The sequence below is a fragment of the Actinoplanes sp. ATCC 53533 genome (genome assembly GCF_003947245.1).
Window position 1 is genome coordinate 34,713 of record NZ_QHHV01000038.1, and the last position, 9,011, is coordinate 43,723.

Sequence of the window (9,011 nt, forward strand, 5' to 3'; positions counted from 1 at the left end):
TCGTCGATGACGCGGTTGATCGTGCCCTGGCCGCCCAGGGACACCGTGATCATGTTGGTGAAGCGGATGCCCGGCTTGACCGGCACCTCGAAGGCTCACGCCTGTTGGTCGTTGACCGAGTCAGCCGCTTTGTAGACGCGCAGCCGCGCACCGAGCCGTTCATCCGATGCTCGCGCACCTGGCCACCGATCTTCCCCCTGCCCGCACAGATCACCGCCGTGATGCGCGGCGGGTCAGCCGGTGGCCGCCATGACCTGGCTGAGACGGCGCGGCCGAGGAGGAGGTCGGGGTGCGAGAGCCGACCGGCACGTCCGAGGGGTAGCTCGAACTTCAACAGTTCGTTATTCCCCGCGAGTTCGGAAAACCGACTGATTCTCAGCGGGAACCCGAGGGTGCGTCGTCGCCATCGCGCTGTCGCGGATCCGGGGGTTCGCGATGACTCCAGCCATCGGTGTGGCGATTGTGTCGCGTCAGGAAGCTGGTCACCGCTTGATGGAATTCGTCAGGGTTCTCGACCCAGGGCAGGTGACCGGCGCCGGCGAGGCTGACGCGTTGGGCGTTGGGCAGCGCTTGGTGCAGCGAGTCGACGGCCCAGCGAGGGCGGATGTCCTCGGTCCCGTGGACGATCAGGACGGGCAGTTCGAGTTCGCGGCAACGCGTCGCGAGGCTGTTGTGGCCGATTTCTTGCTTGACCTCGGTGTTGATGGCGGCGTTGCAGTCGTAGTTGATTCCCGGCCACGGCGTGGCCATGTGTTCGGCGTGTCGCAGCGCGGTGGCGGGGTCGGTGAAGTCGGCCGACCATTGCAGGATCGCCCACTCGCGGTCCTCCGCGGTCGTGCGGTCGCGGGCGCCGAGTGTCTCCCACCGGTCCAGGTGCTTCCCGAGCCGCAGCCGCAGGTTCTGCTTGTAGTGCGGGTGCCAGCCCCGGTCGGGATCGATGCCGGTTCCGGAGACGTAGATCAGGCTGCTGACCCGGTCGGGATGTTCGAGGGCGTACCGCAATGCCAGGTGCGCACCCCACGAGTGGCCGAGCAGGGTCATGCGCGGTCCGGCCGCCTGGTCGCGCACCGCGTCGAGGTCGGCGATGGATCGGGCGACCGAGTAGGGGCCGCGTCGCTCCGATCGGCCGCAGCCGCGCTGGTCCCATCGAACGGTCCGCGCGTGGTCGCGGAGCAGAGCGGCGACATCGTCGAAGTAGTCCCACAGCCCAGGTCCACCGTGGCAGAGCACAAGTGGTGGTCCATTCCCGGCCTCTTCGGCCCACAAGCGACAGTTGTCGTCGGCGATCACCTCAGGACTCATGACCGGGATTATGGCCGTCAACGTCGCGGTGCGGGGTTGACGGCGTGGGCGCTGTCAGGTCTTGGAAGGGTGCGGCTACGGCGACGCCGGCGCCGGGATCGAACGCGCGGACATCACGACGATGCTGACGGGCGGCAGGGTCTCGATTGGCAGGGTCAAACAGGTGTAAGGGCTGGCCATCGGGCATCGTGCAGCCCTTTGATTCGTCGGCGGTCATCGCGAGCGGCAGGGGAGCCGGTGCGAGATTGACACCTGCGGGCGACTTTCTGCGGGGCAGCCGCCTCCTAAAGCAAATGGAAACCGTTACTATTAACGGCGGCGGTTGCTGAGGGAGGTGCGCGCAGGATCGGAGTCACCGCAACGACGACCGGCGGGAAACGCGTCGCCCCGAAGGTTGCCTCCTGCGTCGATGCGTCGCCCGGAGCAGTCGGAACATCTGCTTAGGAATGCCCGGGCCGGATCGTGGCCATCGCATAATATCTATTGAAGGAGTTTGAACGTATGTCGAGCACTCGAGGAAAGGGCCAGGTCGCTACCGTGGAACCGGTCGTCACCGTTGCCACACCGGCGGATCTGGCGAAGGCCGAGCTGGTCATGCGGGAAGTGCTGCACCGGGACCTTGGCGGCTATCGCCCAGAGTGGCACCACGACCTCGACGACCTTGAAGCGGCCTACCTTGATCGGCCGGGGTGTGCCCTGTTCATCGCCTGGGACGCTACCGAGGTTCTCGGCACCGCCGCGGTCAAGCCTTGCGCGCTGGCGAGTCCGCCGAGCCCGCAGTGGCTCGCCCGCGAGTACAACCAGCCGGACGTCTGCCAGCTCGTCCGGGTCTGGGTCGCCGCCGGCGCCCGCCGCCGTGGCGTCGGTCGGGCCCTCGCCGAGCGGGCCATGACCTGGAGCGTCGGCCCCGGCGGATATCGCCGGATCTACCTGCACACCGACGCCAGCGTGCCCGGGGCGGAAGCGTTCTGGCGTACGCTACCGACCCGCGAGGTCCACGACGGACGACCCGATCCGTTCCACACGGTGCACTTCGAGATCGATGTCGACGCGCTGCCGCAGGCGTCCGGATGCTGACCGTATCGGTCACGCCCGACCGGGACGTGGACCCGACCGGTTCGCTGTGTCGCCACATCCTTGGCCTATACGAGCGGCTGCGCGCCCAGGCAAGCCTGGCCCCCTCGCCCGTGGTCGACGCGCTCTTCGGTGATCTGGTCAACGCGTGCGTTCACGCCGAGCCGGAGGAGGTCGCGTCTGTCCTGTCGGATCCGCGGATCCACCGGGTGCGGCCGGACCTGGTGCGGTTGTGTGCCGAGGGAGAGTCCCTGCTCGAAGGCGTGTGGGCCCGGAGGGCGCTGGCTGCCGACGACGCCCGCGCCGAGGCGGCCGCGTTCCCGTACTTCGGCAACTACGAACAGCTCGCTCGGCTTGAGCTGCACGCCTTGGCCGCAGTCGGCCACCGTCCCGAGGCCACCCGTCGGGTGTGTTTCGTCGGCGGGGGTCCGCTGCCGCTGAGCGCGCTGCTGCTCAGCCGCGCTTTGGCGGTCGAGGTCACCGTCGTGGACCGCGACACCGACGCCGTCGAGCTTTCCCGCCGCCTGCTCGACCGGCTCGCCCCGGCGCAGCGGATCAGCGTGATAGCGGCGGACGCGGAGTCCACGGTGGACATGACCCGCGTGGTGGCCGGCTGCGACGTCGTTGTGGTGGCCGCACTTGTCGGAAGGACCGCGATGCAGAAGCGGGCGGCGTTACGAGCGGTCGGCACGGCGGTCGAGCCTGGCACGTATGTCGTCGTCCGCACCGCGGAAGGTCTGCGCTCCCTGCTCTACCCGGTGGTCGATGTCCGCGACGTCCACGATGCCGGGCTGGCACCCGAGGTTGTCGTACACCCCTTTGGGGAGGTCATCAACTCAGTGCTGGTCGCTCGGAGTCGCTGACGACGACCGACCGTCCGCGCAGGACGACGTCCCGGATCCGGGTAAGGGCAGAGACGTCGCGCTCCACATCTCCGTCTACGACGACCAGGTCAGCCACCATCCCCGGGCGAAGCCGTCCCGCCGTAGTAGCCAGCCCGCACGCCTCGGCAGCACCAGATGTCGCGGCCGCGACCGCGGCGTCCACCGGCAGCCCTGACCGCACCAACTCGCCAACCGCATAGGCCAGGACGCCATGCGGCTTGGCGGGATGGATCCCAGCGTCCGAGCCCGCGGTCAACGGCACCCCAGCGGCATACAATCGGCCGACCTGGGCGAATCGCGCATCCAGCGTCATCCCTGTCCGCCGCATGACCTCGATTGCCTGCGGGGACGGCGGCAGCGCAGGTAACCGGCCGAACGTCGGGCATACCCAGATCCGCCGCGCCGCCAAGGCGTCGACCACCTCGCTCGGGGTATGGATACCGGCTGCGGTTAGGCACGTGCAATGCTCGATGGCATCGACGTCGGCGGTCAAACATGTCTGGACGGCGGACACTGAGTGGGCGTGCGCCGTCACCGGGAGCCCTCGACGGTGCGCCTCGTCGACCATGACCCGGACGTCGGCATCCTCGAACTGATCCAACAGCAGATCTGAGCCGGCAGTCATCGCTCCGCCGCTCACGATGAGCTTGACGATTTGAGCGCCGCGCTCATGCCGTTCGGCAACGGCGGCCCGCAGCGCGCTCACGCCGCTCACCGCGCCACCGAGCGCGGCGCAGTGGCCGCCGACCGAGGTGATCGGCGGGCCCGACCCGACGACCGACGGCTCGTCGTCGCGCACCGTGCGGTCCACGACCGCAAACCGGTTGTCGCCCAGATCTCGCACTGCGGTGACGCCAGCGCGCACCTGCTGCAGCAGCGACTGACGGATGACCTGTTCGCGCTGGTCGGCGGACCGTCCGGCATCCAAGGAGAGTGCGTCCGGCTCCGCCCCGGCCACAAGATGGACGTGGGTGTCGATCAGACCGGGCAGCAGAGTGGTGTCGGGGCGGTCCAACACTGGCAGGCCGACCGGTAGCGGCGCGTGAGCCGGGCGAACCGCGACGATGCGATCGCCCTGCACCTGGACCTGTAACCCATCGGGAACGAACCGCTGCCCGTCGAACGCGTGAGTGGCCCGCACCACAAAGGACGTCGCCATCCTCCGATCGTATCGGCCTGGACGAGCGAGGACCGCGCTGATCGGCCACTGGAAAAGCATGAACCACCGGGAAACTTGCATAGATCAACTTTCGGACAAAACCCCCATAATTCGCGAGTCGAACGTTCAGGTCCTACGCGGCCTTGATGACAAAGCGCCACCACCAACGCGCAGCACTGCGCAGCCCGACCCCGACTTTCAAAGGCCTCGGGCGCGGCGCGGACAAAGTTTTGAAATGGTATAGGTTATTGGGTACGAATTGTACGGACTACATGTTCGTCATTTGCATGCCGGATCGTGATCTGAGTTCGATGTGATGTCATCGTCAACCGCATCGGAGGGAAGCGTTCCATGAGAAGACGCCTCATCGCCGGAGCCGTCGCGACCGCGACGGGTCTGGCATTCCTTATCACCGTACCCGGCATTTCGGCGGTCGCCGCCCCAACGGCGTCGACCACCACCACGGAATACACCGTGGTCGCCGAGGACGGGGTATCCGCCGAGGCAGCCGTGCAGGCGATCACCGCCGCCGGTGGCACCGTCGTCGGCCGCAACGACGCCGTGGGAATGTTCCAGGTGACCTCGCAGCGCGCCGACTTCGGCGCCCGGGCCACCGCCGCGACCGCCCTGATCGGGGCGAGCGAGCGTAAGGCCATCGGGTACGCGCCCAAGGCCGACAAACTGGTCGAGCGAGAGAACCTCAACTCCGCCACGTCCTCTCGGAAGCACCCCTCGAAGGCCGCCAAGCTCGACCCGCTCGACGACAAGCTCTGGGGCCTGCAGATGATCAGGGCTGACAGGGCGCGCAAGAAGGAAGCCGGTGACCGAGGCGTCACCGTGGGTGTCCTCGACACCGGCCTCGACGCGAGCAACCCGGACCTCGCGCCGAACTTCAGCACCCGGCTTTCGCGCAACTTCGCCCCGGACCTGATCGACGTCGACGGTCCCTGCGAGGTCGCCAGCTGCCTCGACCCGGTCGGCACCGACGATGGCGGCCACGGCACGCACGTCGCCGGTACCATCGGCGCGGCCGCCAACGGATCGGGTGTCTCCGGTGTTGCTCCGGGCATCACGCTCGTCGAGCTCAAGGGCGGCCAGGACTCCGGCTACTTCTTCCTCGAGCCCGTCGTCAATGCCCTCACCTACGCCGGTGACGTCGGTCTCGACGTGGTCAACATGTCGTTCTACGTCGACCCATGGCTCTACAACTGCACCGACAACCCGGCCGATACCGCGGAGGAGAAGGCCGAGCAGAAGGCCATCATCCAGGGCATGAAGCGCGCTCTCACGTACGCCCACCGCCGTGGCGTCACCCTGGTCGGCGCTCTCGGCAACAACCACGAGGACCTTGGCAAGCCCCGTACCGACACGTCCAGCCCGGACTACCCGGCCGACGCCGCCAAGGAACGTCCGATCGATAACAACACCTGCTGGGACCTGCCCGTCGAGGGCCCGCACGTCATCGGCGTCTCGTCGATCGGACCGTCGGGCCAGAAGGCCGACTACTCCAACTATGGTCTCGAGCAGATCTCCGTCGCCGCACCGGGCGGCTGGTTCCGCGACGGCTTCGGCACCCCGACCTCCCGCACCAACGGCAACATGATCCTCTCGTCGTACCCGATCAAGGTGCTGCAGGAGGAAGGCAAGGTCGACGCAGCCGGCAACGTCACCGCCGGCAACGAGGAACTCGTCCTCAAGGACTGCACCAAGGCCGGCGTCTGCGGCTACTACACCTACCTGCAGGGCACCTCGATGGCCTCGCCACACGCCGCCGGCGTCGCGGCGCTGATCGCCAGCAAGTTCGGCCAGCGTGACCGGTGGCGCGGCGGCCTGACCATGTCGCCCACCAAGGTCGAGACGCAGCTCTACCGCACCGCCGCCAAGACGGCCTGCCCGCAGCCGCGGCTCAAGAGCTACGTGCAGGAAGGCCGCGACACCACCTTCGACGCACTGTGCGAGGGCGGCACGAAGTTCAACGGCTTCTACGGCCACGGCGTCATCGACGCCTACGCCGCAGTGACCGAGCGCCTCCGCTGATATAGATCCACTCGGCTTCCCGCGAACCGGGGATGTCGGCGGGTCGCCGATACCCCCACCTCCGGGAAGCCGAGTGGATCACTCGCGGCAACCGTCACAGTCCGGTTGGACGAAGTCCCGCCGGTCCTCGCGCGTCGAGCGGCGTCGGACACCCGCCGCACCCTCGTAGCCGCGCGCCCGCAGGCCCTCGGCCGCGGTGGTGGACTCGTCCGCGACGGAGGCGTAGGCCGGATTCGGGGCGGTGATGGTCATGGCGGTGCTCCTTCGGTGAGGTCGCGGTAGATACTAAATGGCTGTTCGTTTATTATCTAGGGATGACGGTAGGACGGCCGAGAACGGTGAGCGACGAACAGATCCTGGCGGGCGCGGCTCGGGTGGTCGCCCGCATGGGCCCGGCCCGGCTGACCCTGGCCGAGGTGGGCCAAGAGGTCGGGTTGGCGGCGGCGACGCTGACGCAACGGTTCAAGACGAAACGCGGGCTGCTGCTCGCACTCGCCCGTCACGGCGCCGACGCGCTTCCCGACCGGCTCGCCGCCGCCCGCTCCGCCGCCGCCCCGGCCCGTGCATTGATCGAAAACTTCGCCGCCCTGGCCGGTTCGGTGCGCACCTCAGCGGAGTTCGCCAACCACCTGGCCTTCCTGCTGCTCGACCTGACCGACCCGCAGTTCCAGCAGATCAGCCGCGACTACGCCGACGCGGTCGAACAGACCATCGCCGAGGTTCTGGCCGCCGCCCACGCAGCCGGGGAGATCGTCCACACCGACCTGACCGACCTGCCCCGCGCGATCCACGCCGCCTACAACGGCGCCATGGTCACCTGGGGGATGCACGGCCAGGGCAGCCCCGCCGATCAAGTCCGCACCCAGCTCACCATCCTTCTCGAGCCCTATCTCGGGTCTGAGGACTAGCCCTTCGCGCGTTCGGTCCCCGACGCCCGCGACATCGGCGACACCCTGGTCACCCGCGGTGTCCGCCTGTCGCTGGGCGGCAGCAGCTACGACCAGACTGACCCGATGTCGAAGATGTCCTTCACCATGCTGGCCGTGTTCGCCGTTGTCTCAAGCTCTCCGGTTGATCATTACCCAATGACGATCATGGCCTGGTCGAGTCGGTCGCGACCCAGCAGACCGAGGAGCCTTACGACATCGCGGCTATGAGTGAGTCCCGCGGCGACGCCGGGGCGCGCGGTCGGCGGCATGACAGGGCGCTACTCCGTGAAGTAGGCAGCACTCTCCGGGTCTGCCGGGTAGTAGGACTCGATCGCGATTTCGTCGATCGTGATGTCCATCGGGGTGCCGAACGTGGTGATGGTCGAGAACAGCCGCAGCTCGCGTCCGCCGACGCGCAGGATCATCGGTATCACGACGTCGGATTCGACCCGCTGGCTTGACGAATCCTCGGACTCGGGCGCCAGCAGCTCCTCGTAGATCGCGGTGAGCTCAGGGTCCGGAGCGGCGGCGAGTTGGCGCATGATCCGGGTACGGAAGACCGCGCGCACGTCGGCCAGGTTGACCACCATGCGAGCGAATCCGCGCGGGTCCAGCCCCAGCCGCAGCAGGTTGACCGGCGGCCGCAGCAGCTCGGGAGCCACCTGGGCGAAGAACGGGTCGACAGCGCGATTGGTCAGCAGGATGTTCCACCGGCGGTCGAAGACCAGCGCCGGATACGGCTCGTGCGCGCGGAGCACCCTGCGGACCGCGTCGCGGGCGGCCGCCAGTGCGTTGTCGTCGAGCGGACGCTCGGCGTACCGGGGTGCGAAGCCGGCGGCGAGCAGCAGCCGGTTGCGATCGCGCAGCGGCACCTGGAGCTGATCCGCGAGCCGGAGGACCATGTCGGCGCTCGGCTTGGACTTGCCGGTCTCGACCAGGCTGACGTGACGAGCCGAGACATCCGCGGCGATCGCGAGATCCAGCTGGCTGAGCCCCCGGCGTTGGCGCCACTGCCGCAAGAGTTCCCCGACGGTGTGCATGATCAAGAAGCCTACTCATCGCCGGGCGGGGCGCCATGACATCCGAGTTCATCGACAATCGAAGCGACCACGGAAACACTGCGTCCATGACCACCGAGAACAAGACCATCGTCCAACAGGCACTCGCAGGATTGATCGAGACGGGCGACGTCGACGCGCTCGCACCGTTCCTGAGCGATGACTTCGTCCACCACCGACCGGGTTCCACCACATCGACCAAGGCGGAATGGCTCGCCGCCGTCCGCGCCGCGCTGGTACAGCTGGCCGGCATGCAGATCGAGATCCATCAGGTCCTGGCCGACGGCGATCGCGTCGTGATGTACTCGCGACGCTGGCTTCCCGACGCAGGACCAGAGATCGCCGTCGTCGACATCTGGCGGATCGACGGCGGGCTCATCGCCGAGGCGTGGGAGATCATCGAACCGGTGGCCCAGGTGGCCGCCAACCTGGTGTGGTGGGAACCCGCTCAGCACTGACCATGCGCAAGCCACCTGGGATGCGGACCTGGCTGAACGCCAGGCCAGGTCCGCAATCCCGCCGTGGATCACCAAGGATTACCTGCATATCAAGCATGACCGGATGCTCC

The 9,011-nt window shown here is 67.8% G+C and carries 9 protein-coding genes; 5 read left to right on the forward strand and 4 right to left on the reverse strand.

The genetic code is table 11. The features are described from left to right. Positions 1–375 precede the first annotated feature (375 nt). Positions 376–1,302, reverse strand: a complete 927-nt coding sequence (locus tag DMB66_RS14525; protein WP_125804606.1) for an alpha/beta fold hydrolase — start codon at positions 1,300–1,302, stop codon at positions 376–378. A gap of 501 nt (positions 1,303–1,803) precedes the next feature. Here DMB66_RS14525 and DMB66_RS14530 point away from each other — a divergent pair. Both DMB66_RS14530 and DMB66_RS14535 read left to right on the forward strand, forming a co-directional pair. Further along, positions 1,804–2,379, forward strand: a complete 576-nt coding sequence (locus DMB66_RS14530) for a GNAT family N-acetyltransferase (RefSeq protein WP_125804607.1) — start codon at positions 1,804–1,806, stop codon at positions 2,377–2,379. Continuing rightward, positions 2,373–3,239: a nicotianamine synthase family protein gene (locus tag DMB66_RS14535; RefSeq protein WP_125804608.1), complete on the forward strand. Its 867-nt coding sequence runs from the start codon at positions 2,373–2,375 to the stop codon at positions 3,237–3,239. The genes DMB66_RS14530 and DMB66_RS14535 overlap by 7 nt, the downstream gene beginning before the upstream one ends. Here DMB66_RS14535 and DMB66_RS14540 read toward each other — a convergent pair. Then, positions 3,208–4,419, reverse strand: a complete 1,212-nt coding sequence (locus tag DMB66_RS14540; RefSeq protein WP_158647239.1) for an amidohydrolase family protein — start codon at positions 4,417–4,419, stop codon at positions 3,208–3,210. The two genes, DMB66_RS14535 and DMB66_RS14540, sit on opposite strands and share 32 nt — an antisense overlap. Before the next feature lie 351 nt (positions 4,420–4,770). Between DMB66_RS14540 and DMB66_RS14545 the strand changes: the two genes are divergently transcribed. Continuing rightward, the gene (locus DMB66_RS14545; RefSeq protein ID WP_125804610.1) at positions 4,771–6,456 is read left to right on the forward strand and encodes a S8 family serine peptidase; all 1,686 of its coding nucleotides are present in this window, start codon (positions 4,771–4,773) and stop codon (positions 6,454–6,456) included. 78 nt (positions 6,457–6,534) lie between these two features. Here the strand turns inward: DMB66_RS14545 and DMB66_RS61160 are convergent, their stop codons facing one another. After that, positions 6,535–6,708, reverse strand: coding sequence for a hypothetical protein (locus DMB66_RS61160; RefSeq protein WP_158647240.1), 174 nt, complete (start codon positions 6,706–6,708; stop codon positions 6,535–6,537). 62 nt (positions 6,709–6,770) lie between these two features. Between DMB66_RS61160 and DMB66_RS14550 the strand changes: the two genes are divergently transcribed. After that, a complete protein-coding gene (locus DMB66_RS14550; RefSeq protein ID WP_125804611.1) occupies positions 6,771–7,364 on the forward strand; it encodes a TetR/AcrR family transcriptional regulator in 594 nt (197 codons plus the stop codon). 299 nt (positions 7,365–7,663) lie between these two features. Here the strand turns inward: DMB66_RS14550 and DMB66_RS14560 are convergent, their stop codons facing one another. Continuing rightward, positions 7,664–8,425 (reverse strand): helix-turn-helix domain-containing protein, encoded by a 762-nt coding sequence (locus DMB66_RS14560; RefSeq protein WP_125804612.1) that lies wholly within the window; start codon positions 8,423–8,425, stop codon positions 7,664–7,666. 86 nt (positions 8,426–8,511) lie between these two features. On the opposite strand from DMB66_RS14560, the gene DMB66_RS14565 reads away from it, so the two are divergent. After that, on the forward strand, positions 8,512–8,901 hold the full coding sequence (locus tag DMB66_RS14565) for a nuclear transport factor 2 family protein (RefSeq protein WP_125804613.1): 390 nt from the start codon (positions 8,512–8,514) through the stop codon (positions 8,899–8,901). The last annotated feature ends 110 nt before the right edge of the window (positions 8,902–9,011 follow it).